Annotated in this window: 25 protein-coding genes; 12 read left to right on the plus strand and 13 right to left on the minus strand. The window is 69.9% G+C overall.

The features are described from left to right. Positions 1–92: 92 nt before the first annotated feature. Together cofH and C3L37_RS01740 are read left to right on the plus strand one after the other, a co-directional pair. A complete protein-coding gene (gene cofH, locus C3L37_RS01735) occupies positions 93–1,562 on the plus strand; it encodes a 7,8-didemethyl-8-hydroxy-5-deazariboflavin synthase subunit CofH (RefSeq protein ID WP_129112891.1) in 1,470 nt (489 codons plus the stop codon). Positions 1,563–1,593: 31 nt separating this feature from the next. Beyond that, entirely contained in the window at positions 1,594–2,151 is a 558-nt protein-coding gene (locus C3L37_RS01740; protein WP_129112892.1) for a metal-dependent hydrolase, read from the plus strand. A gap of 51 nt (positions 2,152–2,202) precedes the next feature. Here C3L37_RS01740 and C3L37_RS01745 read toward each other — a convergent pair whose 3' ends face one another. From C3L37_RS01745 to cofG, 4 genes are all read right to left on the minus strand, one after another. Continuing rightward, positions 2,203–3,123: a mechanosensitive ion channel family protein gene (locus C3L37_RS01745; RefSeq protein WP_129112893.1), complete on the minus strand. Its 921-nt coding sequence runs from the start codon at positions 3,121–3,123 to the stop codon at positions 2,203–2,205. A gap of 89 nt (positions 3,124–3,212) precedes the next feature. Further along, positions 3,213–4,709 carry a Coenzyme F420 hydrogenase/dehydrogenase, beta subunit C-terminal domain gene (locus tag C3L37_RS01750; RefSeq protein ID WP_129112894.1) on the minus strand — a complete coding sequence of 499 codons (1,497 nt, stop codon included), beginning with the start codon at positions 4,707–4,709 and terminating at the stop codon, positions 3,213–3,215. Next, a complete protein-coding gene (locus tag C3L37_RS01755) occupies positions 4,702–6,408 on the minus strand; it encodes a nitrite/sulfite reductase (protein ID WP_129112895.1) in 1,707 nt (568 codons plus the stop codon). Before C3L37_RS01755 ends, C3L37_RS01750 begins: the two co-directional genes overlap by 8 nt. A 451-nt stretch (positions 6,409–6,859) precedes the next feature. Continuing rightward, on the minus strand, positions 6,860–8,011 hold the full coding sequence (gene cofG, locus C3L37_RS01760; protein WP_129112896.1) for a 7,8-didemethyl-8-hydroxy-5-deazariboflavin synthase subunit CofG: 1,152 nt from the start codon (positions 8,009–8,011) through the stop codon (positions 6,860–6,862). A gap of 216 nt (positions 8,012–8,227) precedes the next feature. On the opposite strand from cofG, the gene C3L37_RS01765 reads away from it, so the two are divergent. Continuing rightward, the gene (locus C3L37_RS01765) at positions 8,228–8,959 is read left to right on the plus strand and encodes a ferritin-like domain-containing protein (RefSeq protein ID WP_129112897.1); all 732 of its coding nucleotides are present in this window, start codon (positions 8,228–8,230) and stop codon (positions 8,957–8,959) included. 297 nt (positions 8,960–9,256) lie between these two features. Here the strand turns inward: C3L37_RS01765 and cofC are convergent, their stop codons facing one another. From cofC to C3L37_RS01785, 4 genes are all read right to left on the minus strand, one after another. Next, complete coding sequence (cofC, locus tag C3L37_RS01770; protein ID WP_129112898.1) at positions 9,257–9,871, minus strand: 2-phospho-L-lactate guanylyltransferase; 615 nt, start codon at positions 9,869–9,871, stop codon at positions 9,257–9,259. Positions 9,872–9,911: 40 nt separating this feature from the next. Continuing rightward, a complete protein-coding gene (locus C3L37_RS01775) occupies positions 9,912–10,706 on the minus strand; it encodes a hypothetical protein (protein WP_129112899.1) in 795 nt (264 codons plus the stop codon). After that, positions 10,675–11,859, minus strand: coding sequence for a tubulin/FtsZ family protein (locus C3L37_RS01780; RefSeq protein ID WP_228546079.1), 1,185 nt, complete (start codon positions 11,857–11,859; stop codon positions 10,675–10,677). The genes C3L37_RS01775 and C3L37_RS01780 overlap by 32 nt, the downstream gene beginning before the upstream one ends. Before the next feature lie 233 nt (positions 11,860–12,092). Beyond that, on the minus strand, positions 12,093–12,980 hold the full coding sequence (locus C3L37_RS01785) for a complex I NDUFA9 subunit family protein (RefSeq protein ID WP_129112900.1): 888 nt from the start codon (positions 12,978–12,980) through the stop codon (positions 12,093–12,095). Positions 12,981–13,111: 131 nt separating this feature from the next. Here C3L37_RS01785 and tmk point away from each other — a divergent pair, with 131 nt between their 5' ends. From tmk to C3L37_RS01810, 5 genes are all read left to right on the plus strand, one after another. After that, positions 13,112–13,702 (plus strand): dTMP kinase, encoded by a 591-nt coding sequence (gene tmk / locus C3L37_RS01790; RefSeq protein WP_129112901.1) that lies wholly within the window; start codon positions 13,112–13,114, stop codon positions 13,700–13,702. Positions 13,703–13,799: 97 nt separating this feature from the next. Continuing rightward, positions 13,800–14,285 carry a hypothetical protein gene (locus C3L37_RS01795; protein WP_129112902.1) on the plus strand — a complete coding sequence of 162 codons (486 nt, stop codon included), beginning with the start codon at positions 13,800–13,802 and terminating at the stop codon, positions 14,283–14,285. Beyond that, positions 14,282–15,880, plus strand: coding sequence for a sodium:solute symporter family transporter (locus tag C3L37_RS01800; RefSeq protein ID WP_228546080.1), 1,599 nt, complete (start codon positions 14,282–14,284; stop codon positions 15,878–15,880). Before C3L37_RS01795 ends, C3L37_RS01800 begins: the two co-directional genes overlap by 4 nt. Then, positions 15,877–16,347, plus strand: a complete 471-nt coding sequence (locus C3L37_RS01805) for a hypothetical protein (protein WP_129112903.1) — start codon at positions 15,877–15,879, stop codon at positions 16,345–16,347. Before C3L37_RS01800 ends, C3L37_RS01805 begins: the two co-directional genes overlap by 4 nt. Before the next feature lie 64 nt (positions 16,348–16,411). Continuing rightward, positions 16,412–18,082, plus strand: a complete 1,671-nt coding sequence (locus tag C3L37_RS01810) for an acyl-CoA synthetase (RefSeq protein WP_129112904.1) — start codon at positions 16,412–16,414, stop codon at positions 18,080–18,082. A 27-nt stretch (positions 18,083–18,109) separates the two neighbouring features. Here the strand turns inward: C3L37_RS01810 and C3L37_RS01815 are convergent, their stop codons facing one another. Then, positions 18,110–18,430 (minus strand): hypothetical protein, encoded by a 321-nt coding sequence (locus C3L37_RS01815; RefSeq protein WP_129112905.1) that lies wholly within the window; start codon positions 18,428–18,430, stop codon positions 18,110–18,112. A 146-nt stretch (positions 18,431–18,576) separates the two neighbouring features. On the opposite strand from C3L37_RS01815, the gene C3L37_RS01820 reads away from it, so the two are divergent. Continuing rightward, complete coding sequence (locus tag C3L37_RS01820) at positions 18,577–19,623, plus strand: thiamine pyrophosphate-dependent enzyme (RefSeq protein ID WP_129112906.1); 1,047 nt, start codon at positions 18,577–18,579, stop codon at positions 19,621–19,623. A 116-nt stretch (positions 19,624–19,739) separates the two neighbouring features. On the opposite strand, the gene C3L37_RS01825 is transcribed toward C3L37_RS01820, so the two are convergent. The 3 genes from C3L37_RS01825 to C3L37_RS01835 all read right to left on the minus strand — a co-directional run bounded on the left by C3L37_RS01825 (position 19,740) and on the right by C3L37_RS01835 (position 22,570). After that, a complete protein-coding gene (locus C3L37_RS01825) occupies positions 19,740–21,908 on the minus strand; it encodes a beta-glucosidase (protein ID WP_129112907.1) in 2,169 nt (722 codons plus the stop codon). A gap of 40 nt (positions 21,909–21,948) precedes the next feature. After that, on the minus strand, positions 21,949–22,167 hold the full coding sequence (locus tag C3L37_RS01830) for a hypothetical protein (protein WP_129112908.1): 219 nt from the start codon (positions 22,165–22,167) through the stop codon (positions 21,949–21,951). A gap of 169 nt (positions 22,168–22,336) precedes the next feature. After that, complete coding sequence (locus C3L37_RS01835) at positions 22,337–22,570, minus strand: Lrp/AsnC ligand binding domain-containing protein (RefSeq protein ID WP_129112909.1); 234 nt, start codon at positions 22,568–22,570, stop codon at positions 22,337–22,339. Positions 22,571–22,675: 105 nt separating this feature from the next. Here C3L37_RS01835 and C3L37_RS01840 point away from each other — a divergent pair, with 105 nt between their 5' ends. Together C3L37_RS01840 and C3L37_RS01845 are read left to right on the plus strand one after the other, a co-directional pair. Further along, positions 22,676–23,365 carry a potassium channel family protein gene (locus C3L37_RS01840; RefSeq protein ID WP_129112910.1) on the plus strand — a complete coding sequence of 230 codons (690 nt, stop codon included), beginning with the start codon at positions 22,676–22,678 and terminating at the stop codon, positions 23,363–23,365. Between the two features lies 1 nt (position 23,366). Next, positions 23,367–23,597 carry an Lrp/AsnC family transcriptional regulator gene (locus C3L37_RS01845; RefSeq protein ID WP_129112911.1) on the plus strand — a complete coding sequence of 77 codons (231 nt, stop codon included), beginning with the start codon at positions 23,367–23,369 and terminating at the stop codon, positions 23,595–23,597. Between the two features lie 72 nt (positions 23,598–23,669). Here the strand turns inward: C3L37_RS01845 and C3L37_RS01850 are convergent, their stop codons facing one another. Then, positions 23,670–24,170, minus strand: coding sequence for a DUF5813 family protein (locus C3L37_RS01850; RefSeq protein ID WP_129112912.1), 501 nt, complete (start codon positions 24,168–24,170; stop codon positions 23,670–23,672). A gap of 85 nt (positions 24,171–24,255) precedes the next feature. Here C3L37_RS01850 and C3L37_RS01855 point away from each other — a divergent pair, with 85 nt between their 5' ends. Next, complete coding sequence (locus C3L37_RS01855) at positions 24,256–24,543, plus strand: winged helix-turn-helix transcriptional regulator (RefSeq protein WP_129112913.1); 288 nt, start codon at positions 24,256–24,258, stop codon at positions 24,541–24,543. The last annotated feature ends 286 nt before the right edge of the window (positions 24,544–24,829 follow it).

The following is a 24,829-nucleotide window of genomic DNA, read 5'->3' on the forward strand; positions in this document are numbered from 1 at the left end:
GTGCGGGGGATAAATCTACGCGACCGTCGGGACGGCCGTGCGGACCGCCGGTATCGTCCCCTTTTTTACCGCCGGACGTGGGAGTTGGCCCCATGACCGACGCCGACGGTTCCGTCTCGTCCCTCGATCTCGACGGCGATAGAGCCGTCTCGTCCTCCGATCTCGACGGCGACGATGCCGTCTCGTCCCTCTCCTTCGAGCACGTCCCCGAAACGGACCAGTCGTTCGAGAACGCCCTCGAAAAGGCAAGAAACGGCGAACGACTCACGGTGGCGGACGGCGTCGAACTCCTCGCGACCGGCACCGACGTTGAGGGCATCGACCCGGTCCGGAAGGAGCGGGTGCTGGAGGCCGCCGACCGCCGCCGCGCGGAGGTCGTCGGCGAGGAGGTGACGTTCGTCGCCAACCTCAACAACAACGTCACCACGGCCTGCAACACCGGCTGTCTGTTCTGCAACTTCAAGGACACCGCCCACCAGTTCGAGGCGGGCCACGAAGGCGACCACGGCGGGTTCACGAAGACGCCCGAGGAGTCCCGCGCGATCGTCGCGGACGCGCTCGATCTGGGGATCTACGAGGTGTGTTCGGTCTCCGGGCTCCACCCCGCGTTCGCGCTGAACGACGAGCACCACGAGATCCTGCGCGCGAAATCCGACGAGAGGGATCTGAACTACAAGCCGCCCGAGGCGTACGAGACGGATCCGGGGACATACGTCGAGCAGATGCGGGCGATGTCCGTCGGCGGCGTCCACCTCCACTCGATAACGCCGGAGGAGGCGTACCACGCCCGCCGGGGGACCGACTGGACCTACGAGGAGGTGTACCGCGAGCTGAAGGCGGCCGGCCTCGACAGCGCGCCCGGGACGGCCGCCGAGATCCTCGTCGACGAGGTTCGCGACGTGATCTGCCCCGGCAAGATCGACACGCGGGGGTGGATCGACGCGATGGAGGGGGCGGTGGCCGCCGGCCTCGACGTGACGGCGACGATCATGTACGGCCACGTCGAAAACGAGATGCACCGCGTCATGCACCTGAAGGCGATCCGCGACCTCCAGGACCGCACCGGCGGCATCACGGAGTTCGTCCCGCTGTCGTTCGTCCACGAGAACACGCCGCTGTACGAGCGCGGGGTCGTCTCCGGCGGCGCGTCCGACGACGAGGACGAACTGATGATCGCCGTCTCGCGGCTCTTTCTCGACAACGTCGACAACGTCCAGTCCTCGTGGGTGAAGTACGGGAACGCGAAGGCGCTGAAGCTGCTCAACTGCGGCGCGAACGACTTCATGGGGACGATCCTCTCCGAGGAGATCACGAAGCGCGCGGGCGGGCGGTACGGCGAGTTCCGGTCGTTCGACGACTACGTCGACATGATCGCCGCCGTCGGCCGCCCGCCGGCCGAACGCTCGACGGACTACCGGACGATCCGACGGATCGACCTCGACGGCGGCCCGTACGGTCCGACGCTCGGCCCGAAGGCGGACGGGTCGCCGATGCTGGAACCCGCCCGACGCGGGGACGACGACGCTCGGCGCGAGGACGGCGCGGCGCGCGCGGACGACTGATGGGCGTCCGATCCCGGAGGGCGACCGCCCCGTGATGGTCACGACCCACGCCGCGATCGGGTTGCTCCTCGCGCTGCCGCTCGTCGCGGTCGCACCCGAACTCGCCGCCGTCGGAGCGCTCGCCGCCGTCGCCGGCGGGGTCTTCCCCGACCTCGACCTCCTCGTCGGCGTCCACCGCAGGACGCTCCACTTCCCGGCGTACTACTGGCTCCCCGCGCTTTCGGCGTCGGCGCTCGCGCTCGCCCGCCCCGGGCCGGCGACGGTCGCGGTCGCCCTGTTTTTCCTGTCGGCGGCGGTTCACTCCGTCTCGGACGCCTTCGGCGGCGGTCCCGAACTCAGGCCGTGGGAGGCCACGTCGGACGAGGGCGTCTACCTCCACCCGAAGGATCGGTGGATCCCGCCGAAGCGGTGGATCCGGTACGACGGCGCGCCGGAGGACCTCCTGCTCGCGGCGGCGCTCTCGATTCCGGCGCTTTTCGCCTTCGACGGCGTCGTCCGCTCGATCGTCGTCGTCGGACTCGTCATCTCGGCCGCGTACGCCGCCGTCAGAAAGCGGATCCCCGAGGAGCTACTTGAGCGATTTCAGTGACCGGCGCTGGACCCGAAGCCGACCGGTGGAGGCGGACGACCGAGGGCCGGTTCAGTCGTCGGCCGGCGTCTCCGTCCTGCTCGCGTCGAGGTCGCCCCCGATTTCGACGCTGCCGGTGAGTTCGCGGAACGGGTACGGCATCTCGATCGCCTCGGCGTCGCAGCGCTCCTTGACCGCCTGCACGAAGTCCGAGCGGATCCGCGCGAAGTCGGCCCGTCCCGGGTCGGCGATCCAGAACCGGGCCTGGAGGCCGACGTAGGAGTCGGCGAGTTCGACGACGCGCACCGACGGTTCGGGGTCGTCGAGGATCCCCTCCGTCCGCGCGGCCTCGTCGAGGATGACCTCCGTGGCGTGGTCGATGTCGTCGTCGTAGCCGATGCCGAAGACGAACGTCTGTCTGAGCGTGTCGTAGGCGACGGGGTTCTTCAGCGGATTGTTGGCGAGACCGCCGTTCGGAACCGTGATGCGCTCGTTGTCGAACGTCCGGATCCGCGTCACCCGGAGGTCGACGTCCTCGACGCGCCCGACGACGTCGCCCTGTTCGATCCAGTCGCCGACCTCGAACGGCCTGTCCTTGAGGATGAAGATTCCGGCGACGAAGTTTCCGAGGAGGTCCTGCGCGGCGAAGCCGACCGCCAGCGCGACGGCACCGGCGAAGACGCCGAAGGCGGCGATGACTTCCCCGAAGCCGGCGACGGTGAACGCCACGGCGACGGCGAGGAGCCAGACGGTCGCGCCCGCGACGCTCTCCGCGAGCGACTTGACGGTCGCGTCGTGTCCGCGCCGGTCGAGCACCCGCCCGACGAGCGGCACGAGCACCGCCCGCCCGACGAGGGAGACGGCGATCAGCGTGACGACGAAGAGCGCGGCTGGGATGACGAAGTCCGCGACTACGGTCTGCGAATCAGGTAGCCAGCCGGGTAGCTGCAACAACACCGGTTCGACTGCGCCCGAAGCGATCTGCGTTGACATGAACGACGTATAATAGTACGGGAAATTCATGCAAGAGTGCTTGGGCCGCGCGGATCGATCGACCGGGTCGTCCCCCGCCAGCCCGCCCCTCAGTGGTCGCCCTCGTGCGGGTTCAGAGGCGCTCCGTAGTGCTCTGCGAACTCGGTGTACTCGACGAACCGCGGGGCGTCCGGGTCGAACGGCCGTTTCAGCGATTCGAACGCCTTCTTCTTGTCCCAGCTCTGGAGGCCGCCGACGGCGCTCCGGTCTTCGAGGTCGTGGTAGTCGAGGTCCGGCTCCGCGAGGTTCCACGCCTTCAGCCCCTTCTCGGTCCGGACGATGACGCTCGAGTACTCGTCGCCGCTGCCGACCGAGCCGACGGTGACGTCGGCGCAGTAGCCGGTGAAGTCGGCGCACTCGTCGCAGCCCTTGAGAGCGGCCCCGTGGAAGTTCCGGACGTCCTCGACGAGCAGCTCTTCGCCCTCGCGGCCGTAGACGCGCATCTCCCCGTGGAGCACGTCGAGCTTGCCGATCTCCTCCGGGAGGATGCCGCGCTTTTCCGCCAGCTGCTCGCCGATGAGTCGGTAGTAGTTGAAGTTCTTCGTGCACATCAGCGCGATCGCGTACTCGATCGCGCGGACGCCGGCCTCCTGGGAGCCGTACGCCCAGTCGAAGTCCCGCAGGGCGCGGATCCCCTCGATCTCGCAGGGCGTCCCCACGATGGCGAGGCTGAGCTCCTCGACCGGTTTGTCGGGGAGCTTGTGCGCCCATCGATCCGGGTCGAGGTCTCCGAGCGCCATCGTCTGGTTGTAGAAGCTCCCGGCGTTCTCGACGAGTTCCTCCGGTGTCGTCGCCAGGAAGCTCTCGGCCTTCCAGGGTTCCTCGTCCGACTCGGTCGCGACGAGCGCGCCGTCGATCTCGCCGGCGTCGAGCAGGTGACAGAGGATGCTCGTGACGACCCCGCCGTCCTGGGCGTTCTCGCGCCACTCCTCTGTGACCTTCGCCGAGAACTCCGTGATGGGGTCGCCCGCCCCGGTCACGTTGTCGTCGCCGCCGGTGATCTTCCACTGGCGCTCGTACCGGAGCCCGCCGCGGGGGCAGAAGTCCCAGCAGAGCGAGCAGCCGGTGCACATCTTCACGAGCTCCGGCAGGTCGTCGTCGCCGACGCCGATGGAGTCCGACGGGCAGGCGGCGACGCACGTCCCGCACTGGATGCACCTGTCAGCGTCGATGACGGCGGCGTCGAGCTCCATGAACCAAGTCTTGCCGTCCGGCGTCTCGACGTCGTTCATCTCCCGCCGGATGCCGTACCCCGGCGTGTCGAGGTCGACGCCCTCCGGGAGGCCGACGCGCTCCGTCGGATCTCCCTCCTCCACGTCCTGGCTCGTCCCCTCGGCCGGCGGGGTGAACGTGATCGGTCCCAGGCTCCGGTCGCGGACGTTGACCGCGCCGCCGCCGTCGGCCGCGATACGACGGTCGCCGCCTCCGTCGTCCGCGCCGCAGGTGCAGCCAGCCCCGCAGCGGCCGTCCCCTTCGCCGCCGTCGCCTCCCTCGACGCCCTCCCTGACCGACGGAACGCCCGGAAGCGGCTCGTCGCGATCAGTCATCGGCGGCGACACCCCTCGAAACCGCGGCGTCCGCCCGACGCATGATCGCCCGCAGGCGGTCGTTGTCGACCCGTCGGCACCACTCGTAGAACCGCTCGCCTTCGTCGCGCTCCTCGGCGTAGGCCGCGAAGAGTTGTTCGAGCGCCGGAAGGACGGCCTCGGCCGGCACCGCCGCCTCCACCCAGTCGAGGAACCGATTGTCCGAGCCGAGGCTGCCGCCGAGTCCGAAGTCCATCCCCTCGACGATGGCGTCGCCCTCCGCGTTCGTGCTCCGGGCGTCCTCGGACAGCTTCACCGTCTCGCCCCTGAACCCTATGTCCGCGATCTGCGGCTGGGCGCAGGAGGCCGAACAGCCGCTCATGTGCATCCGAACGACCTCGATCTCGTCGGGCACGTCGATGCGGCGGTCGAGCTCCTCGGCCCAGCGCTTGACGCGCCGCTTCGTCTCGATGATGCCGTAGTTGCAGAACTCGCTCCCCGTGCAGCCGACGGCGCCGCGCGCGAACGGCCCCGGATCGTGGCCGTACTCGCGGGCGAACGGCTCGTCGAGGAGGGCGTCGACGTTCCCCGCCGGGACGTGCGTCACGAGGAAGTTCTGGTCGGTGGCGAGGCGGATCGTGGAGTCGTCGGTGCCGTACTCCCTCGCGGCGCGGGCGGCCGCGGCGAACTCGTCGCCGCCCATGCGCCCGGCGACGACGTTGAAGCCGACGTACCGGAGCCCCTCCTCGCGCTGGTCGTGGACGCCGACGTGGTCGCCAGTGTACCCCGTGGTCAGGTCCTCGCCGGCGCTCGGGAGGTCGACGGAACAGCGGTCCCGAACCGCGCGCTCGAACGCCTCGGGCCCCAGCTGCTGGACGAGGTAGCGCATCCGGCAGACGCCGCGGTTGTGCCGGTCGCCGAGCTCCTTGAACGTCTGGGCGACGGCGCGGCAGAACTCCACGGCGTCCTCCGGCCGGATGAAGGCGTCGAGCGCCGAGGCCATCCGCGGCCCGTCCGAGAGGCCGCCGCCGACCCGCGCGTGGAAACCGTAGTAGACCTCGCCGTCGACGACCTTCCGCGCCGGAACCAGCCCGACGTCGTTGATCTGCGACTGGGCGCAGTCGCGCCGGCACCCCGTGATCGTCAGCTTGAACTTCCGGGGGAGATTCGCGTACTCGCGGTTGCCGGTGAAGAAGTCCGACACGGCGTCGACGACGGGCTGGGCGTCGAACGCCTCGTGGTCGTCGAGGCCGGCGGCGGGGCAGCTGAGGACGTTCCGCGCGCCGTCGCCGCAGCCCTGGACCGTCGTGAGACCGACCGCGTCGTAGCGATCCCAGATCTCCGGCACGTCCTCGATCTCGATCCAGTGCATCTGGACGTCCTGCCGCGTGGTGATGTCGAGGTAGGCGTCGCCCCAGGTCGGGTTCTGTTCGTCGCCGCCGAACTCCTCGGGGGCCGTCGCGTACTCGTCGGCCACTTCGCCGATCACTTCGGCCTGCTCCGGGGTGAGTCGGCCGCCGGGCACCTTCGTCCGCAGCATGAAGTACCCGCGGTGCGTCCCGTGGGCGTACATCCCGGCCCACTTCAGCCGCTCCCACTCGCCGTCGCCCGCGCGCGCCTCGATCTCGTCGAAGGTCAGCCCCTCCGCGGCGTACTCGCGAACGTCATCGACGACGTCCAGCGGGTGCTTCTCCTGCTTCCACCGCTCGACCTTGTTCATCGGGGCCACCTCCGGCGGCGACGGACTCGAACGGACGGCGTCGCTCCGGCGCTCACGCGAGCCACCTCGTGGCGAGCGTGAGTTCGGGAGAACTCGTTTCTCCAGTTATTCACGCGAGCCACCTCGTGGCGAGTGTGAGTCCGGGAGAGTGGGCTCTCTCGTTATTCACGTGAACCACCCGCGACGGCGAGCGCGACGCGTCCGTCGTTCGTTCGGACGGCTCCCATCGAACTGTGTTGCTTGGTACCGATCATCGTGATCCGAGTCACCGTTGCACACGAGCGACGATGTACGTCGCCGTTAACGCGACTTCTGCCAGTTCTCCGCGACGGAAGCAGCCGTTTCCGGCGTTCGCGACGGGGCGACCGGTCGGGAGGGGTGGTCGGGGTGGTTCGCGTCGGGCGGCTACGCCCCGCCCCCGCCGCCGAGGGGCGTCCCCGATACCGGAAATTTATGCCGGGTCGCGCGGTCGTCGCCGAGCGAGGACGGCGCGGTACCGTTCGCCCGCCTCGTCGTCGGCCGCGAGGGTCCGCAGGATGCGCTCCGACAGCCACGTTCGCTCCCCGTCGACGGCGTCGAACCGAGCGCCGCCGTCGAAGTCGGCGCGGAGATAGCGACCGTACACGGGGAGGCGTTCGTACAGCGGCACGCCGGCCTCGTCGGCGACGTCTTCGAGTTCTCTGAGCGCGGGCCACGCGTAGTCGGGGTTGATGTAGTCGTCCGTCACCGGCGAGACGCCGCCGAGGTCGTCGACGCCGCAGTCGAGCAGCTCGCGCGTCGGCGAGAGGTTCGGCGGGACCTGCACCGACACCTCCTCTGGGAGCGCCGCCCGGGCCATCGCCACGACCCGCCGCATCGTCCCCACCGAGGGGCGCTCGAAGTCCGACCGTTCGTTCGGGACGACGTTCTGGACGATCACCTCCTGGACGTGGCCGTGCCGCTCGTGCAGTTCGCGGATCGCGAGCAAACTCTCGGCGCGGTCGCGCCACGTCTCGCCGATACCCACCAGGATCCCCGTGGTGAACGGGACGCCCGCCCTCCCGGCCGCCCGGATCGTGTTGAGCCGCTGGCCGGGCGTCTTCCGACGGGTTCCGGAGTGCGCCCGCACGTCCGCGGTCGTCTCTAACATCACGCCCATGCTGGCGTTCACCTCCGAGAGGCGTTCGAACTCGGGTTCCGTCAGGTCGCCGGGGTTGCTGTGCGGCAGCAGCCCCTCGTCCAGCGCCATCTCGCAGACCTCGAAGAGGTAGTCGAGGATCGACTCGTGGCCCCACGCCGCCAGTTGCTCGTGGATCTCGACGTACCGGGCGTCGGGCTCGTCGCCGAAGGTGAAAAGCGCCTCCGTGCAGCCGGCGTCCGCGCCCAGCCGGAGCGTTTCGCGCACCGCGTCGGGCGACATGAGCGTCGCCTCCCCCGGCACGTCGTAGTACGCGCAGTACGTGCACGTGTACCGGCAGGCGGTGGTCAGCGGCACGAAGACGTTCCGCGAGAAGGAAAGCGCGGACGCGGGGTCGACGTCGTCCGGCGTCACGGAAAGCAGGCGCTCGACCTCGCGTCCGTCGACCTCGATCTCCACGTCGTACTCCGCCGCCGCCGGGAACATAGTGGGTGGTCGCGCGCCGAGCGACTAAAACGTAGCACTTCCGGCGGGACGATCCGTCTCCCGGGACGCCCCGCGCGCGGCGGGAACCGTTCCGAATTCGGACATTTAGTTCGACGAACGGGGCCGAAATATGAACGAAATTGGGTGAGAATCCGGAAAATCTACTTCCGGCGATTGCGCGTCGTCTGGATCGTGCCCCCCGGGCACGGAGGAAGCATGACCGACGACACGCCCACCACCGAGACGCGATCCGACGGCATCGACAGCATCACGAAAACGGCCCGCAGCCACCTGACCTCTCGGCGCGGCTTTCTGGCCGGCGCGGCGGCGATCGGCGGCGGGTCGCTCGTCGCGTCGGCGGGCGGGCTCTCCGGCGTCGCGGCCGCTGACGACGACGGAAACGGCGACGGGGGAGACGACGGCACCGACGACGTCGACATCCTCAACTACGCGCTGACGCTCGAACACCTCGAAGCGGCCTTCTACGAGATGGGACTGTCCGACTTCTCGGACGACGAGTTCGTCTCCGCCGACCTCGTCTGCGGTCGGTTCGGAGAGGAGACGCGTCGACAGCTCCCCGAGTACCTGCGGATCGCCGGCGAGCACGAGGCGGTCCACGTCGAGCAGCTGACCGCGGTGATAACCGACCTCGGCGGCGAACCCGTCGCGGCGGCCGAGTACGACTTCGGCTACGAGACGCCGAGCGAGTTCCTCGAAGTCGCGTCGGCGCTCGAAAACACCGGCGTCGCGGCGTACGCCGGTGCCGCGCCGATGATCGAGGACGACGAGATCCTCGCCGCGGCGCTGTCGATCCACAGCGTCGAGGCGCGACACGCCGGGACGGCGAACTTCTTCATCGGCGAACTTCCGTTCCCCGACGCCTTCGACGAGCCGAAGGGGATGGACGAGGTGCAGGAGATCGCCGGGGGCTTCATCGTCTCGGAGTGATCCGCCGGGGGACCGGCCTCCCGGTCCCCAGCCATTTCGACCCCGACACCGCGGCGCCGCCCTCTCGACCCGCGGACGCGCTCCGTCTCCCTCTCGACCCCCTGCCGACGCCCTCGCCCTCGATTCCGTCCGTTTCCCGCTTCGACGCCGTCGAACGCGCGGTCGCGTTCGCCCGAGGCTCACCCCCGCTCAGTGAGGACGACGGCCGTGAATCAACGATCGAACCGGTGACGATAGACGCCGTCGCGTCGACGCGGGGGATCCGAATCACTTCTCCCCCGCCCCACCGCCGCCGCACTACCGCACCCGCCGAACTCCGACGCGCCCATCCCGGACGTCGAGTTCGAACCCGGCGTCCGTCAGCCAGTCGCGGGCCGCGCCGTCGCCGTGGAGCAGCAGCTCCGCGAGGTCCGACGGCTCGTCCACGTCGGTCGCGAGGCGCATCGAGTCGACCTCGCGGACGCTCGCGCCGATCTCGCGGGCGGCGCGCCGGTGATCGAGGTACGACGCGCCGTGGTAGTCGACGCGGAACGCCGGGTGTCTGATCACGAGCGCGTTCGTCCCGCCGCCGCGGCCGGGCGCGATGACGACGTCCCCCTCGGCGGCGCAGAGCCGTTCGACGCTCGCCGGCGTCGCCAGCGCGAGGTCGCTCATCACGACGCCGACCGGCCCGTCGCTCCCCTCGATCGCCCCGTTCACCGCCGCGGAGAGCGGCCGGTCGTCGACGACGACGGGCGCGTCCGCCGCGGTCGGCGCGGTCGCGAGCACCGTCGGCTCGTGACCGGCGCGTCGGACCGCGCGGAGCACGTCCCGGAGCATCGCGCCCGCGAAGTCGGCTCGCTCGTCGGGCGAGAGCACCCCGGCGAGCCGCGTCTTCGGCCGATCTGCCGCGAACGGGACGACGATTCGCATACCCCCGCTACGGGCGACGGGATGAAAAGGGGTGAGATCGTTACCCGAGCTTGTCGTAGCCGTCGCGCTGTGAACGCCACCACGCCACCCCGCCGATCAGGGCGACGATCCCGACGAAGCCGCCCGCGCCGTACATCGCGAGCCGCTTCGTCCGACTGGACGACTTCGCCTCGTTGGCCTTCGATTCGGACTCGCCCGCGAGGTTCGCCGCGAGGTCGAAGTTGCCGCTCTCGTAGGCGTCGATCGCGTTGCGCAGCGCGCGCTCCGCGTCGGCCGTGTCCCCGCCCGCGGCGTCCGCGACGGCGGCGTCGGCGGCGTCGATCGCCAGCCGCGCCTCCCGGCTCTCCGACGTGTGGTGGTGGGCGCGCCACGCGTCGATCTCGTCGTCGGAGCCGCCGTCGCGCGTCTGGGTGAGGCTCATCAGGAGGAACGTCTGCTCGGGGTCGTAGCTGTAGTTTTCGACCTCGGGCACCGTCCCCGTGACCTCCACCCGGACCTCGCTCGCGTCGTCGTCGGCGTCGACCGCCGCGCCGTCGAAGTCCGCGCCGTCGAACGACTCCTGATCGGTCTTCGAGTCGGTCTGATCGTAGTACGTCACCGTCCACGTGACGTCCTCCAGCTCCGTCTCGCCGGCGAGCTCCCACGATTCGAGGTCGGGATCGTTGTAGAGGTCGTCGAGCGTTACTGTCGCGGAGACCTTCTCGCCCACCTCGCCCTCCTCGGGGACGTCGGACTCGCCGACCGACGCGGCGAGCGCGGGGGTCGCGGCGGCGGCGACGAGGAGAACGGCGACGACCAGGAGGCTAAAACAGCGACTCCAGTTCGTCTTCGTCATCGTTGATGAGGTCCTCGAGGTTGGTGTCGCTCTCCCGTCTGATCTCGTCGATGTTGTCCTGCGCCTCGATCGCCACCTGCTGGAGTTCCTTGATCCGCGGGACGTTCGTCACGCCCGACAGGAGGACGACGCCCGCGACGAATCCGCTCCCGGAGACGGGGTAGTCGCCGCCGCGGACCTCCATGCTGCCGGTCTGCTCTTCGAGCCACTTGCGGCCGCGTTCGATGCCCTTCCGGTTCAGGTGCTGCGGCGGTCCGGCCATCACGAGCAGCGCCCGCTCCGACCCGTCGATCTCGCAGGGGAGCGTCAGCCGCCCCAGCGCCGCCTTCCGGACGAGGCTCGTGATCCGGTTGGTCGTGTGAGCGGTGTCGAGCGCGTCGCTCCCGTCGCCCCCGCCCCGGAACCGCGAGAGCAACCCCCCGGACTTCCGGTTCTCTTCGACCTGCTCGGAGGCGTACCCGACCGTCGAGACGCCGCCGCCGGAGAGCGTGTTGATGATCTCGCTGGAGTCGACGACGCTTTCCGCGACCTCCTGGCCGCTCGTGACCTCGCCCGCACCGAAGAGGATGCCGAACCGCCGCACGATCTCCTCGTTGATCTCGTCGTACCCCCCCTGCATCGACTCGCCGGTCTTCCGCCAGGCGTCGTTGTCGAACACGAGCAGGTTGTCGACCTCGCGGACGAACGTCTGGAAGGACCGCGCGGCGTTCAGCGTGTAGATGCCGCCCTCGTCGCCGCCGGGCAGGATACCCATCCCGTAGACGGGTTCCGTGTAGATCCGCTTGAGGTGCTTTGCGAGCACGGGCGCGCCGCCGCTCCCGGTGCCGCCGCCCAGCCCCGCGACGACGAGGAACGCGTCGACCTCGTGGACCGGGATCGCGTCGATCGCCCCCTGCACCTCGTCGATGTCCTCCTCCGCGACCTCCGCGCCGAGTTCGTTGTCCGCGCCGACGCCGTGGCCCTTGACCCGCGACTGCCCGATGAGCACGCGCTGGTCGGTCGGGATGTTTTCGAGCCCCATCAGGTCCGCCTTCGCCGTGTTGACCGCCACCGCCGCGCGGACGATGCCGCCGTTCGTCCGCCGGTCGTAGGCGACGAACGCGTCGACGATCTTCCCTCCGGCCTGCCCGAAGCCGATCATTGCCAACTTCATTCTTCCATTCCCCTCACCATTGCGTGAAAAACATGGTAATGACAAATATAATCTTTGTGATGAAACAGGGAATGACGGTCACGGAACCGAACCGGAAAACAGAGGCACAGAATCGCGTTCCAGGCGTTTACGCACCTCGACGGGAACTGGTCAGACCCCGGGGGGTATGACGTCGGCTGTTCCTGATAGGAATCGAACAATTAGTCCTTCGAGTGCGGCGAACGGGGGCCCCGTCAGTCCCCGGTCAGGTACGCTCGGAGCGTCTTCAGGTCGGACTCGGTCCGGCCGAACGCGTCGACGTCGTTGTGATCCGTGGTGTTGTCGAACGTGAGCGACCGGTACTGGTCCATCCCCATGGGCGACCCGGGGACGCGCTCGGCGACCCCCAGTCCGACGCCCGCGAGCGCCATCGGGACGGGGACGACCGTCACGGACCGGCCCTCGGACTCGTGGATCTCCCTCGCCACGTCGGCGAGCGTGAGTCGCTCCGGGCCGCCGATCTCGTACGTCTTCCCGACGTGCTCGTCGCCCTCCAGCGCGTCGGCCAGCATGGGCGCGAGATCGCCGACCCAGATCGGCTGGAAGCGGGTCTTCCCCCCGCCCGGCAGCGGCGTGACGTACGGCGGCGCGAGCATCCTGGTGAAGGAGACGAACTCCCCGCCCTCGCCGAAGACGACGGACGGCCGGAAGATGACCCAGTCGAGCGCGGAGCCCTTGACGACCTCCTCGGCCTGCCCTTTCGCCTTGATGTACGCGGTCGGCCCGTTCGCGTCCGCGCCGAGCGCGCTCATCTGGAGGAACCGCCCGACGCCCGCCTCCTCCGCCGCCCGGACCGCGTTCTCCGTTCCCCCGAGGTGGACATCGAAGTGCACCCCGTCGCCGCCTTTCGGCTTGAAGAGCGGCGACAGCGAGACGAGGTTGACGACCGCGTCCTGTCCCTCGAAGGCGGTCTCGATGGAGCCGTAATCCGTCACGTCGCCCGACACCGTCTCGACGCCCGTCGGCACGCCGTCTTCGTCGGGATGCCGCGAGAGGACCGTCACGTCGTGCTCTCGCGCCGCGAGTTCCTCGCTCAACGCCGTCCCGATGAAGCCGCTTCCGCCGACGACAAGGACTTTCATGCCGCATATATTTCTCCGAAACGACATAAAGATAGCGCGATCAACGCCCGCGTTCGCCCCGCGGGATTTTTCACGCTCGGCCGGTCCGGCGGATCCACGACGCTTAAGCGCCGCCGAGCGTTTTCCCCGGTATGCTCATCACGCTGGAGGGGCTCGACGGCAGCGGCAAGACGACGGCGTGGGAGGCGCTCCGCGACGTCCACCCCGACGCCGTCTTCACTCGCGAGCCGACCGACTCGTGGTACGGCGAGGCGGTCGCCCGCTCCATCGCGGACGACGACGCCGATCCGCTCGCCGAGCTCTTCCTGTACACCGCCGACCACGCCGACCACCTCTCGCGGGTGATCCGCCCCGCGCTCGCGGCGGGAAACCTCGTCGTCTCGGACCGCTACTCCGACTCCCGCTACGCGTACCAGGCGGCGACCCTCGCCGAAACCGACCTCGCCCGCCCGCTGGAGTACGTCCGCGGCGTCCACGAGGCGTTCTCCCGCCCGCCCGACGCGACGATCTACTTCGACCTCGACCCCGAGACGGCCGCGGCGCGCAGCGGCGCGACGAACAAGTTCGAACAGGCGAGCTACCTCGCCGCGGTGCGGGAGAACTACGAGCGGCTCATCGACCTCGAACCGTCGCGGTTCGTCCGCGTCGACGCCAGCCGGTCGCCCGAGGAGGTCCTCGACGCCGTCGAATCGGCCGTCGAACGGCTGCTGACCGACGAGTGATCGGCCGCCGAAGCGACTTTTTGCCGTTACGTTCCTTCCCCCAAATAATCATTATTTTACATAACGGTTATATTCCGCGGTACGGACGTGACGGACGATGCCACGGAACAAACTGATGGGGGCGATCGCGCTCCTCGCGGCGGCGCTGCTGCTCGCGGCAGTGGCCGGGACGTATCGTCTGTTCTCCTACCTCTCGGCGCTCCTCATCGTCGCGATGGTCGGGGCGGCGTCGATCGAGCGCGCCTCGCGCGAGTTCGACCTCGCGCCGTACGGCGGCCTCGTCGCCGGGCTGACGGCCGTCTTCCTCGTCGGGCTCACCGGCATCTGGTCGCTCTGGAGCCCGGAGACGACCGAGTACAGCTACGCGCTCGGGTTGCCGTCCTCGACGCTCGTCTACGTCGTCTTCATCTGGCTCCTCCCCGTCCTCGCGTCCGTCTACTACGCCGTGGTCTTCTCGGCCGTCGGCAGCGACGAGATCGTCGACGACATCGTCGAAACCGCCGACCGCGTCCAGCGCGAGCGGGAACTGCCCCTCAGCCCACGCCGGGTGGAGGCCGAAAGCGACGGGGGGCGGGAGCCATGATTCCGGCGATGGCGTCGGCGACCGCCCTCACAGCGACGCCGTTGCAGGCGATCCCGATCGCCGACAGCCCGTACGTGATCCTGTTCGGCTCCCTGTACCTCCTCATCGTCCTCGCGATCGGCGCGTGGGGATACATGCAGACCGAGAGCACGAGCGACTTTCTCATCACCGGCAAGAGCATCGGCACGTGGGTGCTCGCGCTCACGGCCTTCTCCGTGATCCAGTCGGGGTTCGGCTTCGTCGGCGGGCCGGAACTGATCTACTCGTTCGGGACGACGGCGCTTTGGATCTTCTTCACCGCTCCCCTCGGCTTCCTGATCACGTGGGTGCTCCTCGCGAAACGGATGCGCGTGCTCGCCGACATCCGGGACGTGCTCACCCTCGCCGACGGGATGTACGTCCGCTACGAGAGCCAGTGGGTCCGCGGACTGACCGCCGTCGCGGTCGTCGTCGGCGTCGTCGCCTACCTCGCGACGAACCTCGCGGCGTTGCAGTACGTCATGCGCGCCATCTTCGGCGTCCCGGTCACGACCGGGCTGCTCGTCGGCGCGTTCATCCTCCTCCTGTACAGCATGCTCGGGGGGATGATCGCGGGCGTCTGGACCGACTTCGTGCAGGCGATCACGATGATCGTCGGCGCGGTGTTCGTGTTCGCCTTCGCGGTCTCGTTCGGCGGCGGAATGGAGTCGATCTCGCGCAACCTCGCGACGGCCGACCCCGCCCTGATCTCGCCGTTCGGCGCGATGGGATCCCACGAGGAGGCCATCTTCGCCGCCCTCGGGTGGTGGATCCTCTTTTCGATCGGCACGGCGGGTCAGCCGCACCTCGTCACGAAGTTCTACATGAGCAAGAACCTCAGGATCCTCCGCTGGGGCGCGCCCATCGCCGCCATCACGTACGCGGTCTCCAGCCTGCTCGCCTTCTCGACCGGGCTGTCGATGCGCGCGATGGTCGAGGCCGGCGAGATCGCCGCGCCGCAGAACGCCTCCGTCGTCGGACCGGTGTTCGTGCTCGAACACACGCCGGGCGTGATCGCCGGGCTGATCCTCGCGGCGCTGCTCGCGGCGATCATGAGCACGAGCGACTCGTTCCTGAACATCGGCGCCGCCGCGATCTCCCGGGACGTCCCCCGGGCGCTCGGCCGCCCGATCGACGACGACCGGACCGAACTCAGGGTCACGCAGGCCGCGCTCGCGGGCATCACGATCCTCTCCGTGCTCGTCGTCGCCCAGTCGTCCGCGCTCGTCGGCATCCTCGGCACGATCGGCTGGGGCTTCTTCGCGGCCGCCTTCTTCGCGATCGTCGCCCTCGGACTCAACTGGAAGGGCGCGACCAAGGAGGGGGCGATCGCGGCCATCGTCGTCGGCCTCTCGGTCAACCTCTTCTACAACGCCGTCCCCAGCGTGGCGGGCGTCCTCGGACTGGGCGGCGTCGCCGAGGCCGTCCCCGGGCTCTACCCGTTCCCCGAGACGTTCCCCGTCGGCACCGTGTCGCTGCTCGTCACGCTCGTCCTGTTCGTCGTCGTCTCGCTCCTCACCGGCGCTCGCGACGGCGACTCGGTGGCCCCCGACGTCGCGGCGCTCATGGAGCGATGACCCCGACCGAGACGCCCCGGTGCGAGCGGACCCTCGGTCGCTTCACGGAGTGGCTCCGCCGGCGACCGAACTCCCTCGAGTTCTGGGAGGTCGTGGTGACGGACGAGCGGCTGCTCCTGTGTTTCGTCGGCGAGTCGTTCTCGTCCGCCCTGCTCCGGGCCGACACCGGCGAGACGAGGCGACGGCGACTCGACGGGCGCGCGCCGGCGGACCTCCTCGCGGCGCACGAGCGGAACGCCGCCGTCCCCCTCGACTCGCTCCGCTCGATCCGCCTCCGTCGCGGCTCGCGCCTCCGTCGCGCGTCGCTCCGGTTCGAGTGGGAGGCGGACGGTCGGATCGAGTCGCTCGACCTTCGCGATACGAAAGCGGGGGACGAGCAGGCCGACCTCGTCGCCGCCCTCGCCGCGGACGACCGGCTCTCGCACGTCGACGTCGCGGTCGAGAAACCGCGGTTCGGGCTCTTCTGATCGGGCGTGGTCGGGAGCGAGTCCGACCGGGCGTTATTTACCGGCGTGTGGTAACATGTATCGTATGGCGTGGTACGTTTCGCTCGACGACGCCTCCTACGAGGCGGCGAGGTCGTCCTTCTCGTGGGACATCCCGGAGGGGTACAACCTCGCGTACGACCTGCTGCGGAAGCACGACGACGCGACCCGGCCGGCGCTCTATCAGGCGTTTCCGGGCGGACGGCGGGAGACGTACTCCTTTTCCGACCTCGATCGGCGCTCGAACCGGCTGGCGTCCGCGCTGGCCGCCCGCGGCGTGGGCCGGGGCGATCGGGTCGCCGTCGTCGTCCCGCAGAAGCCCGCGAACGTCCTGACGCACCTCGCGTGCTGGAAGCTGGGGGCCGTCTCCCTCCCGCTGTCGGTGCTGTTCGGCGACGACGCGCTCCGCTACCGCCTGCGCGACAGCGGCGCGCGAGCCGTCGTCGCGGACGAGAGCGTCCGGGAGACGCTCGCCTCGGTCGCGCCCGACTGCCCGGCCCTCGAAACCGCCCTCGTCGTCGACGCCGGGGAAGATCCGTCGACCATTGGGAAGCAGGCCGACGGCGCGACCGCGTGGGCGCGGTTCGAGGTGGTCCTCGCCGACGGCGACGAGTCGTTCGAACTCGCCGACACGGACGCGGACACCCCGGCGGTCGTCCTGTACACGAGCGGGAGCACCGGGCCGCCGAAGGGCGTCCTCCACGGCCACGGCGTCTGGACGGGTCACTGCCCGGCGTTCTGGATGTACTTCGAGGGCGACGTGCGCGGCGACGCCGTCTACTGGACGCCGGCGGACTGGGCGTGGATCGGCGCGCTCGGCGACCTCGTCTTTCCGGCGTGGCACTACGGCCGCCCCGTGGTCGGCTACCCGATGGGGGCGTTCGACCCCGAGGCGGCGTTCGCGCTCGCGGAGGAGTTCGACGTGACGCACGCGTTCGTCCCGCCGACGGCGATCCGGATGATGATGGGCGTCGCCGCGCCCGCGGAGCGGTTCGACCTCTCGCTGCGCGCGATCTGCTCGGGGGGCGAGCCGCTGACCCCCGAGATCCTCGACTGGGCGACGGACGAACTCGCGGGGACGGTCGTGAACGAACTGTACGGGCAGACGGAGGCGAACCTCCTCGTGACGAACTGCCGCCGGTGGTTCCCGGCCAGGCCGGGGAGCATGGGCAAGGCGGTCCCCGGCCACGACGTGGCCGTCGTCGACCCCGAAACCGGCGAGGAACGGCCGCGGGGCGAAGTCGGCGAGATCGCCGTCCGTCGCGAGGGCGACCCGGTCGTCTTCCGCGAGTACCTCGATCGGCCGGAGAAGACCGCCGCGGCGTCGGTGGACGGCTGGCACCTCACCGGTGACCTCGCCGTGCGCGACGAGGAGGGGTACTTCTGGTTCAAATCGCGCGACGACGACCTCATCATCACGAGCGGCTACCGCGTCGGCCCCGGCGAGATCGAGCGCGTCCTGCTCGAACACCGCGCGGTCGAACAGGTCGGCGTCGTCGGCGTCCCCGACGAGACGCGCGGCGAGATCGTAAAGGCGTTCGTCCAGCCCGCGACCGACGCGTTCGACCCCGACGTCGTCCGCGAGGAGCTTCGCGACCTCGTGCGCGACCGGCTCGCGAAGTACGAGTACCCCCGGGAGATCGCGTTCGTCGAGGAGCTGCCGCAGACGACGACCGGGAAGATACAGCGGCGAAAGCTCAGAGAGCGCGACTCGTAGCGAGTCGCGTTCGCTCGCTCGGTCGATCTACCCCCGCGTCTCGGGGAGCTCGTACTCGTCGGGCGACGGCACGTACAGCACGTCGATGGTGAACCCGAGCGCGAGCGGCATGCCGATCATGACGCCGAAGGCGGCCCCCGGGCTGCCGAGGTCGACGCCGATGCCGAACACGCCGGAGAAGACGAGCGTCGACAGGAAGAGCACCACCGGGATGAGAAACAGCGAGTAGACGACCGCGCCGATCTGGGTGTTCAGCCGGATGCGGAAGTACCGCGTCATCACCGCCGCGACGACGGTGTGAAACACCAGCACGCACCCGAAGAGGACGAGGTTGACGAGGGTGGCCATGCGGGGGGTAGGGGCGGGGTGAACTTTGGGCTGTCGGAGCGGCGCGCGGTGCGTCGCCGGATCGGACGGTCCGACAGCCCCGCGGACGATTCCCGCCGGGCGGCCGTTTCCTCGTGATTTATCACCGACGACGGCGACGCTCCCCCATGCGCAGACTCATCGGCGAGCGTCCCCTCGACGAGACGCCGTTTTCGTCCGAGGACGCCCGCGCCGCCTACGTCGACGTGGTTCGCGCCCGCCGGTTCGACGAGCGGGCGCTGGCGCTCCAGCGCCGCGGCTGGATGAGCGGTTACCCGCCGTTTCGCGGCCAGGAGGCGTCGCAGGTCGGGGCCGCCCACGCCATGCGCGACGACGACTGGCTCTTTCCGACCTACCGCTCGAACGCCCTCCAGCTCGCCCGCGGCGTCCCGCCGAGCGACGTCCTGCTCTTCCGTCGCGGCCGCCCCGAGTTCGCCTCCGGCCACGACGTCCCCGTCTTCCCGCAGGCCGTCCCCATCGCCACGCAGATCCCCCACGCCGTCGGTGCCGGGATGGCGAGCGACTACGCGGGCTCGGACGAGGCGATGCTCGTCTGCTTCGGCGACGGCGCGACGAGCGAGGGCGACTTCCACGAGGGGCTGAACTTCGCGGGCGTCTTCGACGCGCCCGTCGTCTTCTTCTGCGAGAACAACGGCTGGGCCATCTCCCTCCCCGAGCGGCGGCAGACGGCGAGCGAGTCGATCGCCGCGAAGGCGAGCGCGTACGGCTTCGAGGGCGTCCGGGTCGACGGCAACGACCCCCTCGCGGTCCGCGAGACCGTCGCGGAGGCGCTCGAACGCGCGCGCGGCGGCGATCCGGTGCTCGTCGAGAGCCTCACGTACCGGCAGGGGGCGCACACCACCGCCGACGATCCGAGCCGGTACCGCGACGAGGAGCCCGAACTCCCCGAGTGGCGCACGCGCGATCCGCTGGAGCGGTTCGAGTCGTTCCTCCGGGCCGAGGGCGTCGTCGACGACGCGTTCGTCGAGCGGACGAGGGACGAGGCCGACGCGGAACTCGCGGAGGCGGTGGAGATCGCGGAGGCCGCCGATCCGCCCGACCCCGACGAGGTGTTCGACGCCGTCTTCGCCGACCTCACGCCCGAACTGCGCGACCAGCGGACGGCCCTGCGGGACTTTCTCACCCGGCACGATCCGCAGGAACTGGACCGCTGAACCGTCGGGTCACGGCGGCGACCCGCCGACCCACCGAGCCGTCACCTTCTCCTCTTCGAGCGGTCCCCGCTCGCCGCCGAGCCGCGTTCGATACCCCGACGACTGCTCTGCGTCCGCTATCGCTCTATCGTCACTTCCGTTCGAACGTCCTCGATCGATCGGCCGATCTCGACGTCGTACGATCCCGAATCGATCGTCCAGCCCGCGTCCGGGTCGTACCGGCCGAACGCCCGCTCGTCGAGGTCGAGCGCGACGCGTCGCCGCTCTCCGGGCGCGAGCGAGATCGCGGCGAAGCCGGCGAGTTCGCGCACCGGGCGCTCGACGCCGTCGACCGACGGCGGGCGGACGTACGCCTGCACGACCTCGCGTCCCGGCCGATCGCCGACGTTTTCCACGTCGACCCCGACCGCGCTCCCGTCGACGACGACGCCGTCCCCGTACGCGAAATCGGCGTAGCTGAGCCCGTGTCCGAACGGATAAACCGGCTCGACCGCCGCGACGTCGAAGTGGCGGTAGCCGACGAGGAGCCCCTCCTCGTACCGGGCGCGACCGTCGACGCCCGGGTACCGCGCCGGCTCGGTCGCGGGGTAGTCGTCCTCCGCCGCGAACGTAATCGGAAGGCGTCCCGACGGGTCGCGGTCGCCGTACAGGATCGAGGCGATCGCGCGGCCGTCCGCCTGCCCCGGGTACCACGCTTCGAGGATCGCGGCGACGTCGTCGCGCCACGGCAGTTCGACCGGGCCGCTCGAGTTCACCACCACCGCCGTCCGGTCGTTGGCCGCCGCGACCGCGCGGACGAGGTCGTTCTGCTCGCCCGGCAAGCGGAGATCATCCCGGTCCATCCCCTCCGTCGCCGTGTCGCGGACGAAGACGACCGCGACGTCGGCCCCGCGGGCGGCCGCGACCGCCTCGTCGAGGTCCGGGTGGGGGTCGCCGGCCGCCTCGTCGTCCCACCCGTCCGCCTCGCCGTCGCTCCCCGCCTCGTCACCTCCCCCCTCGTCACCGAAGGGGAGCGCGTCGAACAGGGACCGCTCCTCGATCGGGGGCACGCCGCGCGCGACGGTCACCGCTCCGTCCGCTCGCGCTCGGATCCCCTCGGCCGGGCTCGTCGCGTCGAACGGCGTCGTCTCCGAGGAGCCGCCGCCCCCGAGCGTCGCGTCGCGGACGTTCGGTCCGATCGCGGCGACGCTCGCCGCGTCGGACAGCGGCAGGACGCCGTCGTTTTCGAGGAGGACGGTCCCGCGGGCGGCGATCCCCTCCGCGAGGGCGCGGTGTTCCGGCGTGTCGATCGCTCCCCCGTCGCGGTCGCCGTCGAGACGACCGACGCGCTCCATCTGCCCGAGGATCCGCGCGACCATGTCGTCGAGCCGGTCCTCGGGCACCTCGCCGGCGTCGATCGCCTCGCCGAGCGGCGCGCCGAACAGCCCGCCGCGGGTGATGTCGGGGATCCCCCCCGCGAAGTCGCCCCCGGCCTCCGGGTCGAACTCCGACGACGCACCGCCGGCCGCGTCGTCCTCCCCCGCGGCCGGGACGCCCGGCATCTCGAGATCGAGGCCGGCGTTCGCCGCGTCGACGGTGCTCTCGGTCGCGAACCAGTCCGAGACCACGTACCCATCGAACCCCCACTCGCCCTTGAGCACGTCCCGCAGGAGGTGGCGGTGCTCGGTCACGTACGTCCCGTTGACGCGGTTGTACGCGGCCATCACCGACCCCGCGCCCGCCTCGACGGCCGCCCGGAACGGACGGAGATACAGCTCGCGGAGGGTCCGCTCGTCGACCTCGGCGCTCACCCGGCACCGGTCCGTCTCCTGATTGTTCGCGACGTAGTGTTTCACCGTCGCGACGACGTCCTCCGACTGCAATCCCTCGATGACGGCCGCCGCGAGACGGCCGGCGAGCGCGGGATCCTCGGAGTAGTACTCGAAGTTCCGCCCGCAGGCGGGGACGCGGACGACGTTCGCGCCGGGCGCGAGAACGGCGTCCTGCCCGCGCGCTTTCGCCTCCCGACCGAGCGCCGCGCCCGCTTCGCGGGCGAGATCCGGATCGAACGCCGCCGCGAGCGCGAGCGAGGCCGGGAACGCCGTCGCCTCCCGCCCTCCGGCCCGAACGCCCAGCGGTCCGTCCACGAGCCTGAAGGGCGGAACGCCGAGGCGCTCGACGCCGGCGACGTAGCCCGTCGCGGCCCCCTCGGGATCCGACGTCCCGCGAACGAGCCCGAGTTTCTCCTCGCGCGTGAGCGCACAGAGCAGGTCGGCGACGGTCCCCGTTGGATCGGAAGCGGTCATCGTGGTCGAACGATCGCGTCCGCGCCACTTGGTACCGCGGCTATCGGAAACGACGCGCGGTCCGGTCGCTCTCGGCCGGCGCCGACGGACGCTCCCTTCGGGACGTCGTCTCGTCCTCCCCGCGCGGGGCGATCCGCAGGCGGCGATCGGCGATCACGTCCGCGTGCCCGGGCAGGATCACCCCGCGGTCGAGGTAGAGCTGCCACGCGATCTCGGCTTCCCTCTTCGATCGAACACACTCTTTCGTTTCTGAACTCATTCAGGCGAACGAATATGTGGGCTCGTATTCAGTATGTGCCCAATACCCACTGTTAACCGACGCTTACCGCCTCCCGGTCCCCAGCTCCCCGGGGTGACGACGGACCCGCGTCGACTCGGTCGCGGCGTTCCGCGCGCCGGGTGGACGGCGAGCGGGACCGCCGCCCGGTTCAATCGTCCAGCGAGATGTACGTCTTGGTGTCGGTCACGCCCTGCAGCCCCTGCACGCGGGTCGACGACGTTTTCAGGATCTCGTACACCTCCTCGGTGTCGACCTCGGCGATGATGTCGTACGCCCCCGCGACGATGTGCGCTTCGGCGACGGACTCCAACCCGCGGATGGCGTCGACGAGCCGCTCGGACTCCCCCGCCGCCGTCTTGATCATGATAAACGCGTGAACCATACGGTGTGGTACTCCCTTTCACGGCAAAAGCCTTCCTCCGTCTCGGCGTTCGGCTCGGCCGCCGGCGGGGCAAGGTTATTGACCTCATCGCTCGTACGGTGCGCCATGCGATTCGTTATCATCGGCGCGGGACGGGTCGGCCTCCGAACGGCGCGCGTCCTGCGGGAGGAAGGCCACGGGGTGACGCTCGTCGAGCGGGATCGCGACCGCGCCGAACGGGCGCGGGTCGACGGCTTCGACGTCGTCGAGGGGGACGGGTCGCGCGAGGAGGTGCTCGAAGACGCGGGCGTCGACGCCGCCGACGCGCTCGGCGCGCTCACGAGCGACCTCAACGCGAACTTCGCCGCCTGCATGATCGCAAAGCACCACGGCTGCCGGACGGTCATCCGGATCGACGAGGACTACCGCGAGGAGATCTACCAGAAGTACGCGGACGAGGTGGACGAGATCGTCTACCCGGAGCGCCTCGGAGCCATCGGCGCGAAAAACGCCCTCCTCGGCGGTTCGATCCGCGCGATCGCGGACATCGCACAGCACCTGCAGGTGGTGCTGTTCACGATCGGCGAGGGGTCGCCCATGCGCGGCTACTCGATCAGCGAAGTCGCGCTGCCGGCGCAGGCGCGGATCCTCGCGTTCGGCAAGCGGGACGAGCCGATGGGCATCCCGCTGCCCGACGACTCGCTGGAGGCCGGCGACAGGATCGCGGTGCTCGCCGACTTCTCCGTGCTCGACGACGTGCGGCAGTTGCTCGTCGGCGACGAGACCGCGACCGCGTCGGTGCCGGGGGGTGACTGAGATGGTGACCGCCTACGTCATGGTGAAGGCGAACACGGGGGAGGCCGACCGGCTCAAGGCCGAGATGGTCGACATCGAAGGCGTCGTCGACACCCACATCGTCGCCGGCGACGTCGACTTCATCGTCAAGGTCGACGTGGACGCGCCGGGCGCGGTGAAGGACGTCGTCGCGACGCGAATACAGGCCATCGACGGCATCGAGGGCACCCAGACGTACATCTCGATGGACTGACTCCCGTCCCGTCACCCTCTCGTCTTTCCGTCTTTCCGTCCTCCCGCCCGCATCGGTTTTCGGTCCGACCGGTCAGGGAACCGGATCGCTTCCGCCGGACTGTTGCGCCCGCGAGAGGATCGTCGCGACGGGCTCGCCGTAGTCGTACCCCGGAATGATCCCCTGCACGAACGTCCCCTCGACGTAGTCCACGAGCGCGGCGGCGTCGTCGACGCCGCGACGCTCGTCGATGTCTTCGAAGGCAAACTCGACTTCGACCCGCCGGCCGTTTTCGGACACCGTCGGATCGAAGTCGTGCTCCTTCCGCGTGACGCCGGCGACGTCCTCGACGCGGAGCGCGAACGTCTCGTACCACCCCTCCTCGACCACGTCCGCCACGCGCTCTTTCGTCACCTCGCCGAGCATCGGCACGCGGACCGTGACGCGGAACTCGACGCGTCCGCTCGCCGCGGGTTCGACCTCGACGAGCCCTTCGAACGGCGTGTTCGTCGATTCGAAGGCGGTTTCGTCGACCCGTTCGAAGGCGTCGTGATCGCGGAACGCGCGTCGGACGCGATCGGGAAGTTCACCCATGTTCGCGACTGAGGAGGCGATCGGGCAAAAGCGCGTTGCGTCGCGACACGGAACTCATATACGGGAGCCATCGGATTCTCAATCAATGGCGCAGACTGAGGCCGACAACCCGGTCGAACGGCTCGTCGAACTCCTGAACGAACGGTTGCGGCAGTCCGAGTGGGACATCCTCGTCGCGCTCGCGGACGCCGACGCCCCCCTGACCGTCGACGAACTCGCCGACGAGACGGGATACACCGATCGGACGGTGAAAAAGCGGGTCGACACGCTCGAAGAGCAGGTCCACGGCGGGACGCTGCTACATCGCGACGAAAACGACAACCCGGTCCTCCACCCGCAGTTCGCCCGGGCCGTCCGATCGTACGACGAGTGAACGGTCGTCGAGAGGGACGCCGACGCTCGACGCCCCGCCGTCGGGCGGTGCGCCGCGGCGGCCGACGCTCGCACGTCGACGCGCCGCGTCCTGGCCACACGGACCCGGCGGTTCGACGTCGGTATCCCCTCCGCCCTGCCTTGTGCGGCACGTTTAAGTAGCCCTGGCGGGTGGGTGTAAGTGACGCTTCGCTTTGGAGGGCCGAAGCGTCAGCGGGGACCAATTCAGGGCGGCAAGCGGCTCGCGCGGATCATCTCTTTCCGCGGGGCCGCTTCCTACCCATTTC

This window comes from Halegenticoccus tardaugens (genome assembly GCF_004116405.1).
Taxonomy (GTDB): domain Archaea; phylum Halobacteriota; class Halobacteria; order Halobacteriales; family Haloferacaceae; genus Halegenticoccus; species Halegenticoccus tardaugens.

Excerpts from the sequence above, each read along its gene's own strand:
- tmk (WP_129112901.1), top strand. The coding sequence starts at position 13,112 with ATGCTCATCACGCTGGAGGGGCTCGACGGCAGCGGCAAGACGACGGCG.
- C3L37_RS01850 (WP_129112912.1), bottom strand. The coding sequence starts at position 24,170 with ATGGGTGAACTTCCCGATCGCGTCCGACGCGCGTTCCGCGATCACGAC.
- C3L37_RS01820 (WP_129112906.1), top strand. The coding sequence starts at position 18,577 with ATGCGCAGACTCATCGGCGAGCGTCCCCTCGACGAGACGCCGTTTTCG.
- C3L37_RS01765 (WP_129112897.1), top strand. The coding sequence starts at position 8,228 with ATGACCGACGACACGCCCACCACCGAGACGCGATCCGACGGCATCGAC.
- C3L37_RS01830 (WP_129112908.1), bottom strand. The coding sequence starts at position 22,167 with ATGAGTTCAGAAACGAAAGAGTGTGTTCGATCGAAGAGGGAAGCCGAG.
- C3L37_RS01825 (WP_129112907.1), bottom strand. The coding sequence starts at position 21,908 with ATGACCGCTTCCGATCCAACGGGGACCGTCGCCGACCTGCTCTGTGCG.
- C3L37_RS01795 (WP_129112902.1), top strand. The coding sequence starts at position 13,800 with ATGCCACGGAACAAACTGATGGGGGCGATCGCGCTCCTCGCGGCGGCG.
- C3L37_RS01805 (WP_129112903.1), top strand. The coding sequence starts at position 15,877 with ATGACCCCGACCGAGACGCCCCGGTGCGAGCGGACCCTCGGTCGCTTC.
- C3L37_RS01750 (WP_129112894.1), bottom strand. The coding sequence starts at position 4,709 with ATGACTGATCGCGACGAGCCGCTTCCGGGCGTTCCGTCGGTCAGGGAG.
- C3L37_RS01835 (WP_129112909.1), bottom strand. The coding sequence starts at position 22,570 with ATGGTTCACGCGTTTATCATGATCAAGACGGCGGCGGGGGAGTCCGAG.
- C3L37_RS01810 (WP_129112904.1), top strand. The coding sequence starts at position 16,412 with ATGGCGTGGTACGTTTCGCTCGACGACGCCTCCTACGAGGCGGCGAGG.
- C3L37_RS01800 (WP_228546080.1), top strand. The coding sequence starts at position 14,282 with ATGATTCCGGCGATGGCGTCGGCGACCGCCCTCACAGCGACGCCGTTG.
- C3L37_RS01815 (WP_129112905.1), bottom strand. The coding sequence starts at position 18,430 with ATGGCCACCCTCGTCAACCTCGTCCTCTTCGGGTGCGTGCTGGTGTTT.
- cofH (WP_129112891.1), top strand. The coding sequence starts at position 93 with ATGACCGACGCCGACGGTTCCGTCTCGTCCCTCGATCTCGACGGCGAT.
- C3L37_RS01840 (WP_129112910.1), top strand. The coding sequence starts at position 22,676 with ATGCGATTCGTTATCATCGGCGCGGGACGGGTCGGCCTCCGAACGGCG.
- C3L37_RS01855 (WP_129112913.1), top strand. The coding sequence starts at position 24,256 with ATGGCGCAGACTGAGGCCGACAACCCGGTCGAACGGCTCGTCGAACTC.
- C3L37_RS01845 (WP_129112911.1), top strand. The coding sequence starts at position 23,367 with ATGGTGACCGCCTACGTCATGGTGAAGGCGAACACGGGGGAGGCCGAC.
- C3L37_RS01745 (WP_129112893.1), bottom strand. The coding sequence starts at position 3,123 with ATGTCAACGCAGATCGCTTCGGGCGCAGTCGAACCGGTGTTGTTGCAG.
- C3L37_RS01785 (WP_129112900.1), bottom strand. The coding sequence starts at position 12,980 with ATGAAAGTCCTTGTCGTCGGCGGAAGCGGCTTCATCGGGACGGCGTTG.
- cofC (WP_129112898.1), bottom strand. The coding sequence starts at position 9,871 with ATGCGAATCGTCGTCCCGTTCGCGGCAGATCGGCCGAAGACGCGGCTC.
- C3L37_RS01775 (WP_129112899.1), bottom strand. The coding sequence starts at position 10,706 with ATGACGAAGACGAACTGGAGTCGCTGTTTTAGCCTCCTGGTCGTCGCC.
- cofG (WP_129112896.1), bottom strand. The coding sequence starts at position 8,011 with ATGTTCCCGGCGGCGGCGGAGTACGACGTGGAGATCGAGGTCGACGGA.
- C3L37_RS01780 (WP_228546079.1), bottom strand. The coding sequence starts at position 11,859 with ATGAAGTTGGCAATGATCGGCTTCGGGCAGGCCGGAGGGAAGATCGTC.
- C3L37_RS01755 (WP_129112895.1), bottom strand. The coding sequence starts at position 6,408 with ATGAACAAGGTCGAGCGGTGGAAGCAGGAGAAGCACCCGCTGGACGTC.